The 13,156-nt window shown below is 60.6% G+C and carries 14 protein-coding genes; 4 read left to right on the plus strand and 10 right to left on the minus strand.

The genetic code is table 11. The features are described from left to right. Positions 1-25: 25 nt before the first annotated feature. Positions 26-358, plus strand: a complete 333-nt coding sequence (locus tag VGM20_08860; GenBank protein ID HEY4100971.1) for a YciI family protein — start codon at positions 26-28, stop codon at positions 356-358. A gap of 87 nt (positions 359-445) precedes the next feature. Next, positions 446-2,905, plus strand: coding sequence for an ADOP family duplicated permease (locus tag VGM20_08865; protein ID HEY4100972.1), 2,460 nt, complete (start codon positions 446-448; stop codon positions 2,903-2,905). An 18-nt stretch (positions 2,906-2,923) separates the two neighbouring features. Here the strand turns inward: VGM20_08865 and VGM20_08870 are convergent, their stop codons facing one another. The 4 genes from VGM20_08870 to VGM20_08885 are packed head-to-tail and all read right to left on the minus strand — an operon-like array spanning position 2,924 to position 5,012. Further along, positions 2,924-3,106, minus strand: a complete 183-nt coding sequence (locus VGM20_08870) for a hypothetical protein (GenBank protein HEY4100973.1) — start codon at positions 3,104-3,106, stop codon at positions 2,924-2,926. Next, positions 3,103-3,456: a hypothetical protein gene (locus tag VGM20_08875; protein ID HEY4100974.1), complete on the minus strand. Its 354-nt coding sequence runs from the start codon at positions 3,454-3,456 to the stop codon at positions 3,103-3,105. Before VGM20_08875 ends, VGM20_08870 begins: the two co-directional genes overlap by 4 nt. Positions 3,457-3,501: 45 nt before the next feature. After that, positions 3,502-4,509: a hypothetical protein gene (locus VGM20_08880; protein HEY4100975.1), complete on the minus strand. Its 1,008-nt coding sequence runs from the start codon at positions 4,507-4,509 to the stop codon at positions 3,502-3,504. 23 nt (positions 4,510-4,532) lie between these two features. Continuing rightward, positions 4,533-5,012: a hypothetical protein gene (locus tag VGM20_08885; GenBank protein HEY4100976.1), complete on the minus strand. Its 480-nt coding sequence runs from the start codon at positions 5,010-5,012 to the stop codon at positions 4,533-4,535. 156 nt (positions 5,013-5,168) lie between these two features. On the opposite strand from VGM20_08885, the gene VGM20_08890 reads away from it, so the two are divergent. Together VGM20_08890 and VGM20_08895 are read left to right on the plus strand one after the other, a co-directional pair. Then, a complete protein-coding gene (locus tag VGM20_08890; GenBank protein ID HEY4100977.1) occupies positions 5,169-5,510 on the plus strand; it encodes a hypothetical protein in 342 nt (113 codons plus the stop codon). 13 nt (positions 5,511-5,523) lie between these two features. Beyond that, positions 5,524-5,853 (plus strand): hypothetical protein, encoded by a 330-nt coding sequence (locus tag VGM20_08895; GenBank protein ID HEY4100978.1) that lies wholly within the window; start codon positions 5,524-5,526, stop codon positions 5,851-5,853. Positions 5,854-5,939: 86 nt separating this feature from the next. On the opposite strand, the gene VGM20_08900 is transcribed toward VGM20_08895, so the two are convergent. From VGM20_08900 to VGM20_08925, 6 genes are all read right to left on the minus strand, one after another. Then, positions 5,940-6,440, minus strand: coding sequence for a hypothetical protein (locus tag VGM20_08900; protein ID HEY4100979.1), 501 nt, complete (start codon positions 6,438-6,440; stop codon positions 5,940-5,942). Next, complete coding sequence (locus VGM20_08905; GenBank protein ID HEY4100980.1) at positions 6,437-6,919, minus strand: hypothetical protein; 483 nt, start codon at positions 6,917-6,919, stop codon at positions 6,437-6,439. Before VGM20_08905 ends, VGM20_08900 begins: the two co-directional genes overlap by 4 nt. 24 nt (positions 6,920-6,943) lie before the next feature. Continuing rightward, positions 6,944-7,621, minus strand: coding sequence for a hypothetical protein (locus tag VGM20_08910; protein ID HEY4100981.1), 678 nt, complete (start codon positions 7,619-7,621; stop codon positions 6,944-6,946). Between the two features lie 258 nt (positions 7,622-7,879). Next, entirely contained in the window at positions 7,880-10,453 is a 2,574-nt protein-coding gene (locus VGM20_08915; protein ID HEY4100982.1) for an N-6 DNA methylase, read from the minus strand. 217 nt (positions 10,454-10,670) lie between these two features. Continuing rightward, a complete protein-coding gene (locus VGM20_08920) occupies positions 10,671-11,069 on the minus strand; it encodes a hypothetical protein (protein ID HEY4100983.1) in 399 nt (132 codons plus the stop codon). A gap of 355 nt (positions 11,070-11,424) precedes the next feature. Continuing rightward, positions 11,425-12,906, minus strand: coding sequence for an HD-GYP domain-containing protein (locus tag VGM20_08925; GenBank protein HEY4100984.1), 1,482 nt, complete (start codon positions 12,904-12,906; stop codon positions 11,425-11,427). Positions 12,907-13,156 lie beyond the last annotated feature (250 nt).

Genomic DNA, 13,156 nt, shown 5'->3' on the forward strand with positions numbered 1-13,156 from the left:
GGCACCCCAACCAGGGAGTCTCACCATGCATTTCCTCCTCGCAGTCATCAGCGATGGCACCGAAACCGACGCCCCGGCAGTCGGAATCGCGATCGACCGCTTCAACGACCGCCTCCGGGCCGACAAGCACTGGGTCTTTGGCGGGGGGCTGACTCCCTTGGGCGACGCCCGCACCATCGACAACCGCGGCGCCAAGCCGATGATCACCGACGGGCCGTTCACCGAGTCGAAGGAGTTCATCGCTGGCTTCTGGGTGATCGAGGCCGCCGACCTCAAGACCGCCCTCGCCCTCGGCACGGCGGCCTCCAAGGCGTGCGACAGGAAGATCGAGGTCCGGCCATTCGGCGGGATCGCATGACCGGTCCCTGACCGGTCAATCGTTCACCTGCTCCACCGGGACGGGGTAGTTTTCCCGGCACCGAAACAGCCGAACCAGAGGGTCGCCATGTCCTTCGTCCGTGATCTCAAAATCGCCGCCCGGTCGCTCTCCCGCGTCCCCTCCCTCTGGGCCACGGTGGCGCTCACCCTCGCCCTCGGCATCGGCGCCAACGCGGCGATCTTCTCGGTGGTGCGCACGGTGCTGCTGCGCCCGCTGACCAATCGCGACGAATCGCGCCTCCTCTATATCAGGCAGAGCGCCCCCGGCCTCAACGCCGACAACATCGCCTTCTCGATCCCCGAGATCGAGGACCTCCGCGCCCGGCTCAAGTCGATCCCTGAACTCGGCGAGTTCTCCGAGATCGATTTCACCGTTCACGGACTCGGCCAGCCGCGCACCATCCCCGCCGGCGTCGTCGACGGCCGGTATTTCGACGTGATGGGTCTTCGCCCGATCATCGGCCGGCTGATCGGTACAGCGGATGACGGCCCCAGCGCCCCCGGTGTCGCGGTCCTGACCTACAAGTTCTGGACGCAGTCGCTGCATTCCGATCCAAATGTGCTGGGCCGAGTGCTGCGGCTCGATTCGAACGAAGGATCGCGCGCGGCGACGGTGGTCGGTGTCCTCGAGCCGGCGGTGCCGTACCCGGTCGAGACGCAGATCATCGCCAACGTGGCGACGTCGCCGCATCACCTCTCGGCGACGATGGTGACGGGGCGAGCCCACCGGATGACCGAACTCTTCGGGCGTCTGGCACCGGGGGCGACGCTCGACCAGGCGCGCGCCGAACTCCACACCGATTACGCGTCGATGCTGCAGGCGCATCCGGAGAGCTACAAGCACGACGACCAGTTCGGGATCGCCGTGCGGCCGATGCGGGAGCAGATCAACTCGACGGCGTCGACAGTGCTGTGGATCCTCTTCGCCGCGTCGGCGCTCCTCTTCGTGATCGCGGCGTCGAATGTCGCCAACCTGATCCTCGCCCGGACGATCCGCCGCGAGTCGGAACTCGCCGTGCGCGCGGCACTCGGCGCGGGAACCGGCGCGCTCCGCCGCTCGCTTCTCGCCGAGTCGCTGATCCTCTGCGGAACAGGTGTCGCGGGCGCGCTGCTGATCGCCGCACCGATGGTGGCGATCCTCGGCCGGTACGCATCGCGCTTCTCGGTGCGCGCGGATGATCTCCACCTCGACGCGACACTGGTGGTCTTCGGGATCGTCCTCGCGCTCGTGGCGGCGGTGGCGCTGGCGTTCGTGCCGCGGCTGCCGTCGTCGAAAGGGGCGACGATGGGTGGTCTCGCCGGCGGCGGGACGCGGAGCACCACCGGCTCCAACCGGCGGCTGCGCGTCTTTGCGGTGACGCAGATCATCGCGTCGTTCCTCCTTCTCGCGGGGACCGGACTCCTGCTGCGCACGCTGTACACGCTCGAATCGACCAAGCCGCCGTTCGACACCACGCGCGTCCTGGCGATCAACCTCCCGCCCGATACCTACGACCGGACGCCGGAGCAGGTGCAGCAGATGACTCGCGACATCAACAGCCGCGTCGCGGCGATTCCCGGCGTGCAGAGTGTCGCGACCGGCTTTGCGGTGCCGTGGCGCGACGCGCAGGGACTCAGCATCCGCTTCGCCTTTGCGGTCGACGGCGGGAAGAAGGTGACCGAGGACGATCCGCACGCCGCCTTCCGCTCGATCTCGCCGGGGTATTTCTCGACGCTCGGCGTGCCGCTGCTCGAGGGGCGCGACTTCAGGGATGACGACAAGACCGGGACCGATCGCGTGGTGATCGTGAGCAAGAGTGTGGTCGACAAGCTCTTTCCGGGTGAGCCGGCGATCGGCCGGATGCTGCGGTGGACCGATCCGGTGATGAAGTTCATCGGGATCGCCGAGGAGAACCGGAAGATTGTCGGAGTAGTGCCGGATCTTGACGACCAGAACATCATCCCGAATCCGGCGATGACGGTGTACCAGCCGGTCGATCAGGAGGGGTGGGGTGGCCGGCTCTTCGTGCGGGCGGCGGGGAATCCGATGCCGTTGCTTCCGTCGATCGTGAAGACGATCCAGGGGGTCGACGCCGACCAGCCGATCGAGCAGGCGGCGACGCTGGAGGATGTGCGTGCGGCGGTGCTGGCGCCGCAGAAGCTCAACGCGGTGGTTTTTGGTGGCTTCGCGGCGGTGGCGCTGCTGATCTCGGTGATCGGGATCGCCGGTGTTCTCGGCTTCTCGGTAAGCGGGCGGACTCGTGAGTTCGGGATTCGCCTGGCGCTTGGCGCCGACCGGCGCGATGTGCTGGCGAGTGTGTTGCGTGAGGGAGTGGTGATCGCGGCGGTGGGAGTGTTGGCGGCGGTGCTGGTGGGTGAAGCGGGAGTGCGGGTGGTGGCGGCGAAGGTGGGGGCGGTGCAATTGCCGGGGATCGTGGTGCTGATCGGTAGTGCGGCGGTGATCGTGGTGGCGGCGGCGATCGCGTCAGCTGTGCCGGCGGCGCGTGCCGCGCGGGTTGACGTGGTCGAAGCGCTGAGGCGGGAGTAGCATCGCGGGTGTACGGTGTCACTTGGTTCTTGTGACTCCGTGTCGGCGGTAGGCCTCTTCGAGCTCGAGATAGGCGCGCTCGATGCGGTCGACACTGTCAGAGAATCGTCGCATGAGTTCCTCGCGCCGCCTGATCCTTGCCTGGGTGGCGTATTCGTGGAGCCGTTCGGGACACTCATGTACGGTCTTTTCGATGGTCACGGTTCCCTCCTGATCGCATTGAGTTCACTGCGGAGCTGGCTGAGTTCGCATTCCAGGTCTGCGATATCGACGCATGCTTTCATCGTCAACTGCTCTGCCTCTCGCCATCCTGCGGCGAGGGAGTTCTCGAAGTTCAACTGTGAATTCGCCACGGTAATGCTGGTACTTCGTGGGATCTCGCGGCCAACAAACTCGGACCTGTTCCCGAAAAGCCTGGTGATCCAGAGAACCGCGAACCCGATTCCCAATATTGCGCACGCCCCGATGAACGCCAACAGCAGCGCAAGTGCGCCGGCCGCGATGCCGCCGAGGATGCCGTGAAGCGGCAGCACGTTGAAGAAATCAATCATCACTGTGGCAAAATTGCAGGGTCGGCGAGCTGCGGGGGCACTTGATTACGCGAGCGAGTCCGCAATCGATGCCAACTCATCCGCTTCCCGCCACTGCCGTTCGAGCGATCGCAGTTCGCCGAGGAACGCCTGCTGTTCGTCGGCTTCGTTGAGCCACATTTCCATCGCGAGCCGGTCAGCGGGCAGCATCCCGGCGAAGCGGAATCCGCCGGCACCAAATCCCTCCCATCGTTCCCGCGCAATCGAAGGCCTGCGGGAACCGTGCTCCGCCGCTTCGACGCCGGGCTGACGGATCCACTCGGCGAAGGCAGCAGAGTCGAGGCGCATCAGGGCAGCATGGATATGAGCTCGGCTACCGACGAAATCGTTGACGCTGGCGGCGATCCGCTTGGCGAGGGTGTGCGCCTCCGCTCCCGTGATCGTGAGGAGATGCTTGCTCCCGACATTGGGGCGAAGGGTGACCTCGACCTCGGCCCCTGAAAACGCGAAGTGCGCCGTTCGCAACTGCGCTTCACCGAGGAGTTGCGAGTCGACTCGATCGGATGGGGCGAGGCACACGCGCCGGTGTCGGTCGAGGGCCAGTGCCCAGCCGTGTGCGGGGAGTTCGAGGAAGGCGCCTTCAAAGACGCCGAACTCGTGAATCGAGGCGCCGATCATTCCAGCCGAGATTACTGATCCGACGGCCGCTCCAGTCGCGGCGCGAAGGAAGGTATGCAGTCGGCGTGCGCGGAATTGATAGGCGTATCGCCACGACGCCAGTTCGAGGCGATCTGATCCGCCGATGTGAATCAGCGCCGAGCCGTCGTGCATTCTTGCGATCCCGATGGTCGCGGTCGAGTAGCGCCTCCTGGCCGCAGCGAAGAGGGTGGCGCATTCATCGATTGCTTCGAGGCGGTGGTCGAAGGGGACGAGGTTCCAGCGGGAGCAGCGGGTACAGACCACCCAGAGGCGGCCGCGAAGTGGATCGAATGCGATGCGGCGGCCGATCGCGAGGTGCTCGATGATCGTATTGCTACCGAATCGGTGGGTGCATGCGATGCAGGTGGAATACATCTCAGCCGTTCAGGCGAATGGCGTCACTTCACCAGCACCCCGAAATGATAGTTCATCTCGAAGGTGACCGACTGCACGTTGCTGTCCGCCGATAGCTCGTTCAACTGGTTGAACGGAATATCAGCGAGCAGCCCGGTCGCCCCGATATCCGAGACCTGTGTCGCGGACAACGACGCGACCAGCGCCCGGTCGCTCGACGACGGACTCGCGGCCAGCTCGATGTCGACAAACTGCAGCGATGCGGCAGACTGACTGGTGAAGAGGGTGACTTCACCTGAGAGCCGTGCAAATGCGGCAGTCGATGACGAGGTGGTAATCGCGAGCGCCCGGGCGACGGGGATCACGCCGACGCTGTCTGTGCCGAGGCGGATCGCGGCGAGGGAGTCCGCGGAAGTCGGCGTGTGATCGAGACGGACCACGATAAAGGTCGTGGTGGGATTCGACATCGGCGCGGCACACGCGGCGGTGAGGAGAAGGGAGACCAACCAACCGCGTCCAGTCATGATTCCCGCCTGCTGAGATCCGGGCACCGGTGTCTCCCTTGTTGCCCGGTCATACGTCGCGCAACGACCGGAGCGGCTGTAGAATGGTGAATCTCCGTCAGATGCTATGGCGAGCGTGATGCCCAGTCAAGTTGATACTGTTGCGGAGGTACTTCCATGAAATGGGTCCTCGCCATCGCCGCCCTGGTTACACTAGCTGCACCCGTTCAATCCCAGGGACCGACCCGCCTCGGCCTATCAGCTCGCGCCGCACCGATCGCAACCGCTTCGCGTCAACCATTCCATGACAATGTTGGCCAGACAGAATGGAAGAAAGGCGCCATCATCGGCGGGGTGATCGGAGTGGCGCTGGGGCTGGTATTCGCCCAGGCGCATCACAGCCTGTGTGACGAGTCGCACAACTGTTCCGATCACGACATCGTGGTCTTTTTCGGCACAACGGCGATCTGCGCCCTCCTCGGCGGCTTCATCGGATCGGGAATTCACAAGAAGGAATGACAGGGAGGGACCAATGAAATGGATCCTCACGATCGCAGCCATCGTCACGCTGGCCACCCCGGCGCATTCCCAGGGACCGACTCGGCTCGGTCTTCAGGCTCGGAATCAGTCGACGTCAATCCGGACGACGCGAATCAAGGTCGATTCGGTTGCATCGTCGCACTGGGCGCAGGGGATGGTGATCGGCGGGCTCATCGGTGCCGCGCTTGGCGCGCTCCTGAATCATCTCGGGTCGGGGATCAGCGACGTCTCCCACAGCAGTTCGGCGCTGATCCTCGGATCGGCCGCCCTTGGCGCGATCATTGGCGGACTGATTGGATCGGGGTCGCATTCCAAGTCGTAGCCCTGCGGCCATCTGCAGGACAAAGTGAACGTCGACCCCGCGTGAACGCTCGCACAGGTCGGCGTTCGGAACGGTGCACACGCTGACTAGTCCAGGAAATACGGACAGACCACCACGTACACGTAGCTGAGTATGGGATAGTCATCGAGCCTGTGCAGCTGATTCGCCGCGATGACTCCGTCGACGATCTGGATCGAGGTATCGACCTGGTGCACCCGGCCAAGTGCCGTGAGCAGCGCGACCGCGGAATCAATCGGTTGCGGGCCGACGCCGAGCTCGACTTCAATCTCCGTTGAGACTGAAGTGCCGAGCGGCTGGCATATGCCGACCACGCCGGGCAACGTGACCACGGCCTGAGTGTTTGCCGTTGGCAACAGCAGCACCATCGTCGAATCAGAGCGCACCACGCTGACGATCCGGCCGTATCGTGCCACCGTGGCGCTGTCGGTTGCGGTGAGTTGTCGGCCAAAGACGATGCCGCGAAGTGGCGGCGCCGGTTCCGTCGGGCGGGTCGGGACGCCGTCGTTGCATGCGATAAGCAACGTTGACAGCAGGATGATCGAGCTGCGGAGCAATCGAGTACTCATGGATTCCTCACCACCGTCAACCTCGTCTTTCCGGTTACCGACTTCACCCCATCGCCCACAGCCACCACCATCCGGTACGCTCCCGGATCGAGATTCTTCAACCCCATCGTCCTGGCGACTTCGATCCGCGACTGCCGCGCCACGTCGTTGAAGGTCAGCTGGAGCCGCGGCTTCTTCCCCGCCGCGTCACTCGCCCCAAAGAAGGTGATCGTGGTCCGGTACGACTTCCCCGCCTCGAGTTCGGCGAGTTGATAGTACACTGCCGCGTCATCGCCCGACGGAAAGGTCCCCAGCGGATTGAGGTCGACTGCCGTGGTCCCGGAGTTCCAGACGACGTGCCCCGCACCCCCTGCCCTTCCCATCACCACGTCGCTGATCGAGAAGCGGCTCGAATCGGGGAGGACGGCGTCGGTGAGCGCGGCCACCGCGCCGCGGCCGTCGCCCGCGTGAAGGTGAATGGTTTCGTCGGCCCGATCCACTCTTTTCTCACCTAGTGCGAGCGTTCAGGGCCATCGTTGCTTCGCAAGGACGTCCCGTCGCTCTCCCCAGAGCCAGATTAGGAACTCGGTCATTTCCGGCACGCTTGACTTCCCGGTGCTCGCAGCAATCTGATGGTCAACGATGCTAACGCGCTCAAATGCCTTTAGCATCGCCGTCTTCATCGGGTTCAAGATTCTGTATATCGACCAGATGGCTCGCGGCGCTGCCCAGCGCTGCAACTGCGGCAATCGAACCAATTCCTCTAGTGATAGTTGCTGTTGATCGAGGCCGTGAACGATGCCTCCCATAAAGGTGCCAGCAACGCCAGCAAATTCAGCGGCTCTTTCCTGGATAAGCGCGATCTTGCCTGGCTCCATCTCGTCGTCAACGATGCTGCTCAGCAATCGATTCCACACCGAAAGCGGGTCAGTAACATTCTGCTGCAACGTGAGTGCATCCAGATTGTAGTACCGAGTCGTCTTTGCGTATTGACTCAAGAACTCCAAGATCTTACGCTCGCGGGACGCGGTTTGAAGGGGTGCCAATGTTGCTGAGATGTCAAGATGATCCTTCGCGGCGAGAGCGTCTATCAAAGTCACAAGGTCGTGGCCCAAGCCGCGGAGGTCTTCGCGGCTGGGCGCGTTGAGCTGATGATCCGCCATGTAATCGAAAATGAAAGCAAGTTTCAGCAACCGTTCCATTCCCACACTTACAAGGAGAAAGCCAGAGTAATATTTCCCCTTCTCGCCTATGCTTGCATTCCGCAGGGATGTGAGCCCCGTTGCCAAAGTCGACTCGATTAGAAAGGCTTCCTGTTGTATTAGGTGCCACGTTGGCGTGAACCAATCACCTCTCAGCATATTCATGACGGGATGGCGAACTGAGCAAGAATTGTTTCCATTCGCCGATCTCGACTTGCAACTTGGGATCTGATCGTGGAGGCTAGCGGCCTAGGACATTCAGATCTGAACACTGGAGTCGCGCTCATTGTCATCGGTACGACCCTCAAGTTTCCGCGCAATATCCTGTACCCGATTGCGAAGCTTCACCCGCATTGAGATTGTCTCGCGGGTCTCGTCACCAATTTGCTTCCGCACAGCCAAGGAGCGCGGCAGTGGCAGCACGATCTCATGCACTCGACGGCCCAATGTGTCGATGATGTCCTGGGTGAATTGCTTCGCGCGAATCTGACGCATGACAATCGATGTGTTCAGGCACGCAAGCAGGAGCCAGGGGTCGAGGTCCTTTGGCTTCAGGACTCGCAATCGATAGATGTGACTTTGGTAGAGCATTGGAAGATCACTATCAGTTACAATGGCCGTCGTACCAATCAAGTACGTGCCATCACGTACCAATAGGATGTCTCCGGCCGCTACCTCTGCCTTGCGCTTCTCTGACTCGTAGATCGAGCGGCTCACACCATGCTTGAAGTCTGCCTTGATTTCCCAGTTTGATAGATCTGATGTTCGAATGAACGGAATGCGCCCAGTTCCGTAGGCCATCTTGCCAATCTCGGTGCCTGTCTCGACGGCAAGAATTCTCGCATCGACCAAATTCCCCACCGTCACTAGGTCATGAGTCTTGGACAGCTGTTGCAGTGCCGCCTCGATCTCCGGATCATAGTATTGCGGCACGAGGATGCGGTTGCGTACATCGGTGGATGGCATCTTGAAGCTGAGGTGATCCACCGCACCCATCTTACCCTTTAAGAACGCCTGATACCGAGCCGCGACCGTTGGCACTTCGTCAAGTAGCACCATTCTTCCGGATGGATCCCGCCGATATGTCGGATTGCCGCGCGAGTCGTGACCGCACCACTTCACCGCGCCAAAGAACATCGAGTGAGTCTTCCGAGGCTCGGTCTTCTCGAGTACCATGACAGCGACCTTCGTATGCGTGCCGCTCTTGCCGCTCGTCTTGAAGAGTGACTCCGGCATAGTGACGATTGCTCGGATCGTCGTCCGCTCCATTAGATAGTTGATCACGTACTCATACGACGGATTTCCGAGAATGCTTTCAGGCATGACAATACCAAGGCGGCCACCCACTACCAGGAGCTGAAGACAGCGCTCCAAGAATAGGATGTGCGGCGCTTGCTCGTCACGCAACTTGTCTGACTTCGAGATCGTTTGTGACTTCTTATCCTTCGACCACTTATACCCGAGTTCGTACTGAGCGAGCACCTGTGCACCCTTCACTGGAATCTTCGACCCGAACGGCGGATTGGTCATTACAACATTGAAGCGGCCCAGCCTGACCCGGTCCCGCGCATCGACTCTCCACTCGTCCGGTCGCATAAGCGCATTTTCGCAAAACACACCACCGCGGCCGTCACCGATGATCGCCATGTAGGCTTTGGTCACCTTCGCTAGAAACGAGTCCTTGTCTAGTCCGCGAAAACACCTCGACGCCAGTTCTCGCTTCTTCCGGTCAAGGATGACCTCGGACCATTCCTTTTTCTTGCCCTCACGTTCGAGCTTACCCCACACATGTTCCAGCGCAGCAATTAGGAACCCGCCTGAACCACAGGCCGGGTCAATCAGCAGATCGCCTGGTTCTGGATCGATCATATCTACGATGAGCTTGATGACGTTGCGAGGTGTGAAAAATTGTCCCTCAGCTCCTCGCAGCGCTGGGCCGATGAAGACCTCGAATGCGTCTCCCACGGCATCTCGATCCGCATCGATGATGCAGTAAGTCTGAAGTTCCCCTACGACGTACATCAGACTGGCAGCATCCAGCGTCACCGCATCCTTCGAGGTGAAGACATCGCTGTACTCACGCTTAACCTTGAACTCAAAAGTCTCGACTATGCGCTTGCGCACATCCTTCGCAGTTTCGTCCACGCCACAGCGAAAGGATACCATTTCGTCCGGTGCGGTGTTGATCTCATCGTAGATCTTGCAAAAGAGGAGGTTGATGATCTCCTGTGCCAGCGATTCATCCCGGGTGATGCCGGTCGTATTGCCTGCGAGATGGTTCCTGATGTCACGAAACACGGCCTTTAGATTGGAAGGCTTCTTGAGCTCGCGACGGCAGTAGAGTCCGATGTCCTCGACACGTTGACCGTACCGCGGAATGTTCGGCAACTCTTGATAAGTCCGGCGCCCGCTGGCGTGGTGTACCTTTCGGATGTAGGCGTGCTCGCTACCGTTGAACCAGACGCCAATCTCCGCGGTGCTCATATCAAGGTACAATTTCAGCTGAGCCAGGCCCTCCTTGCGCCGTGGTCGCTTGCACTCGACCACCATTTGAAGTTCGTCCTCTAGTCGGTTGTTGCTCGAGAAGACAGCAATGTCGATGGGGAATGTCTTCTTGTCGTCAGAAGGACTCTTCCGCACGCGATACTGTGGCCTAGTCTGGATATGCGCCTTGGGATACCCGTAGTCGGCCACGAGGCGCTTCGCGAACACCTGCACAGCATTGATCTCTTCGGGAGTTGGGCTAACGGCGACACCGCTAATGTAGTCCTCAACAGCATCGGTGTCCGTAGGCGCAAGAACATGCGCAGCATTCGCACCGCGTCGAGCCACTGTTCCCTCGTGTCTTGGCGAAGTGATTGGCAGGCTTGAAGATAGATCGGAATTTCTAATGGAATGTAAGCGGGGACTACTGCCAGCGCATCCCCCTCCAGCGCCGCTTCAAGAGTGGACAGAGAAGCCGGCTAATCGAGCGCCGCGCGATTCGCGGGTCCCAGCCGCAATCTTGCAGTAGCAGCAACGTCGGGCACGCGGCGAGTTCGAAACTCGGTCACCTGGCCAGTGGCAATGTCCTTTGTTTGGCCAAAGCGTAAACGCCAATAGCGGCTGCCACCAACATCAGCCCCGCAAATAGCTGCGGACTCGAACGCTGACCGTTCGCCATGAAGTTCGCGAAGTGCTCGCAGTTATTCCCAAAGAGATCATAAAGCGGGTTGCACTCAGCCTCGCGAAGCCGCGCACGCGCGCCAACCTCGTCAACGATTTTGCCAATGATCTTCCAGTTGGCCCGGGACTCGTCGAGCCACTGCGACCTGAGCTGCGGCGGCGCCTGATCGACCACGACTGGACGCCAAGGTTCAGCCTCAGCGAGCGACAGCACGTTGCCAATGTCGAGCACACCGAAATGCTTCACGACCTTCTGCGGATTTTCTTGTTCAACCAGGTACAAGCCGTTAGGAACTATCTGTCCGCTGAGTGCGCAATAGGGCATTGTTTAGCGTCCTGCTTATGACATATGACCAGTGACCGGAAGCGCCCCGGCCGGGCTACAGAATCAAACCTTGGTTCAGAAGCCTGACAAGCTCGGGCATCGGCGAGATCCCGGGGCCGGCTAGGTCCCGCGTTGAGGCCTAGGGAGTCCGTGTCGAAAATTGAATCGGGGCTGAAAGACGAGCCTGAACAGCGCATTCTAATGCGTGTCTGGACCCGGCAACTCATGATCAAGGCCTGGTAGCGACGAATTATACCGCGGGCTTTCGCCGGGGCTTGCGTTGTTCGATTAGTTAAAGAATCGATGGACGATGCTACGCTGGTCTATCAGCGGCCCGCCGCACGGTCCCCAACCCAGATAGCGCAGCGCCAGCTTTTCGGCGAGCTTCCACCGCGCGGTCCCGGATCTTCGGAGAGGGCAGATACTCAGGGATTAGCGACGGATCGGAAATCAATCGGCGCACAGTAACTGAGTTCACCGTCACGTCCACCAACGAGGTATCGAACTGGGACCCTCGACCTTTGTTGAGTTCGGCCAAGACGACATCGAGCGATAGAGCGTTGCGGTAAGGACGGTTCGTCGTCATCGCGTCGATAGTGTCCGCGATCGTGATAATCCTAGCGCCGAGCGGAATCGCCTCACCGGAAACTTGGTCCGGGTAACCTCGGCCGTCCCATCGCTCATGGTGATGCCGGACGCAGGAGACAACGTACCCTTGGAACCGCGAGAACAGGCCGACTAGGTCCGCACTCTTTGCAGAGTGGGTCTTCATGATGGCCCACTCCTCTTCAGTCAGCTTACCCTCCTTTTGAAGGAGGGGAGCAAACTCTGCGTGGATCTTTCCGACGTCATGCAGCAGCGCTGCGTTTTCGATCTCTTCGACTTGTTCGGGCGTCAATCCAAGATCAGTTGCGATCGCGCGCGATAGGCCGCATACGCGCCTTGAATGACCTGACGTGTATGGATCACGGGCTTCGATTGCTTTCACCATCATTGCAAGCTGTTCTCGAACATTCAACTCGAGTTGGTCGTACGCCCCATCGAGCTCTCCGTATAGATCTTGGAGGTTGTTGAGCTTCCCATAGATGTGCCTGAACCCAAGCAGCGGCAATGCCAAGGCTAGAAAGGCAAATCGCTCCAGTCCGCTTGCGCTGTTAGTCCGGACAAACACGCCTGCCACGAGCAGCGCAAGCATGCTTGCGGCGATATCGTACCCCAACACCCACATCGTATTGGACCGCCATGTGCGCAAAACCGGCCTGTCGTTCGCAAGCGCGACGACCGTGCTGACGAGAAGGGAGTTCGCAACAAAATAGATCAGCGCCGCCACCAAGAAGGCGCCGATCTGGACAAGCGCAGCGTTGAAAACAGCCGGATGACCGGGCACCGCAGGCAACAGGAATTGCGGCGGATGCTGACCACCGAGCAGGTAGTACACCGTGAACGTGAGACCTACTGAGATGCTACGTTCGGCAACGTTGAACGCAAGCCGCAAGGGAGAGTCTCGCTCCACAATCTTGGCGATTGCCTTTGCCAATGCCGCGATGAGGGCGCCCAAGAATGCACCCAGAACTAGGCCAACGGCGAGATGGAACACAAACACCAACGAGCCGGTCAGACCGCCAGCCTTATTGTGTGTACGAGACAATTCAAGGAGACATCCGACAAACAGGAAGCTGAAGACTGCCCACGCGTCGAAACCTGGTCGTGGCAGAACGCTGGTAACTCCAAGCACCAGCGCTGCAGCGACAACGACACTGAACACGTAAATCCGAACAGCCTTCGGGAACGTCATATAAAGTGGGAGGGAAAACCCACGATCAATCATCAGCCCCAGCCCTGCGTCTCCGCGTTGAACAAGCCCTCGACAAAATCGAGAGCAGCGGCCAGCCACTCTAGCATTTGCGTCACCTCCCGTCCTACTGCCAATGTCCTTCGACGAGTGGCAAACCCCGCTATGGTTCACCGGACGCTCCGCTGTATACAGCCGCTCACTTCGCTCAAAGACAGATCTCTGGGATCTCCCCCCCGTTATTCCTTTCGCG

Source organism: Gemmatimonadales bacterium (assembly GCA_036500345.1).
GTDB lineage: Bacteria > Gemmatimonadota > Gemmatimonadetes > Gemmatimonadales > GWC2-71-9 > Palsa-1233.

Coding starts and splice junctions, on each gene's coding strand:
- VGM20_08910 (HEY4100981.1), bottom strand. CDS start 7,621: ATGGAACGGTTGCTGAAACTTGCTTTCATTTTCGATTACATGGCGGAT.
- VGM20_08860 (HEY4100971.1), top strand. CDS start 26: ATGCATTTCCTCCTCGCAGTCATCAGCGATGGCACCGAAACCGACGCC.
- VGM20_08880 (HEY4100975.1), bottom strand. CDS start 4,509: ATGTATTCCACCTGCATCGCATGCACCCACCGATTCGGTAGCAATACG.
- VGM20_08865 (HEY4100972.1), top strand. CDS start 446: ATGTCCTTCGTCCGTGATCTCAAAATCGCCGCCCGGTCGCTCTCCCGC.
- VGM20_08875 (HEY4100974.1), bottom strand. CDS start 3,456: ATGATTGATTTCTTCAACGTGCTGCCGCTTCACGGCATCCTCGGCGGC.
- VGM20_08895 (HEY4100978.1), top strand. CDS start 5,524: ATGAAATGGATCCTCACGATCGCAGCCATCGTCACGCTGGCCACCCCG.
- VGM20_08890 (HEY4100977.1), top strand. CDS start 5,169: ATGAAATGGGTCCTCGCCATCGCCGCCCTGGTTACACTAGCTGCACCC.
- VGM20_08900 (HEY4100979.1), bottom strand. CDS start 6,440: ATGAGTACTCGATTGCTCCGCAGCTCGATCATCCTGCTGTCAACGTTG.
- VGM20_08885 (HEY4100976.1), bottom strand. CDS start 5,012: ATGACTGGACGCGGTTGGTTGGTCTCCCTTCTCCTCACCGCCGCGTGT.
- VGM20_08925 (HEY4100984.1), bottom strand. CDS start 12,906: ATGACGTTCCCGAAGGCTGTTCGGATTTACGTGTTCAGTGTCGTTGTC.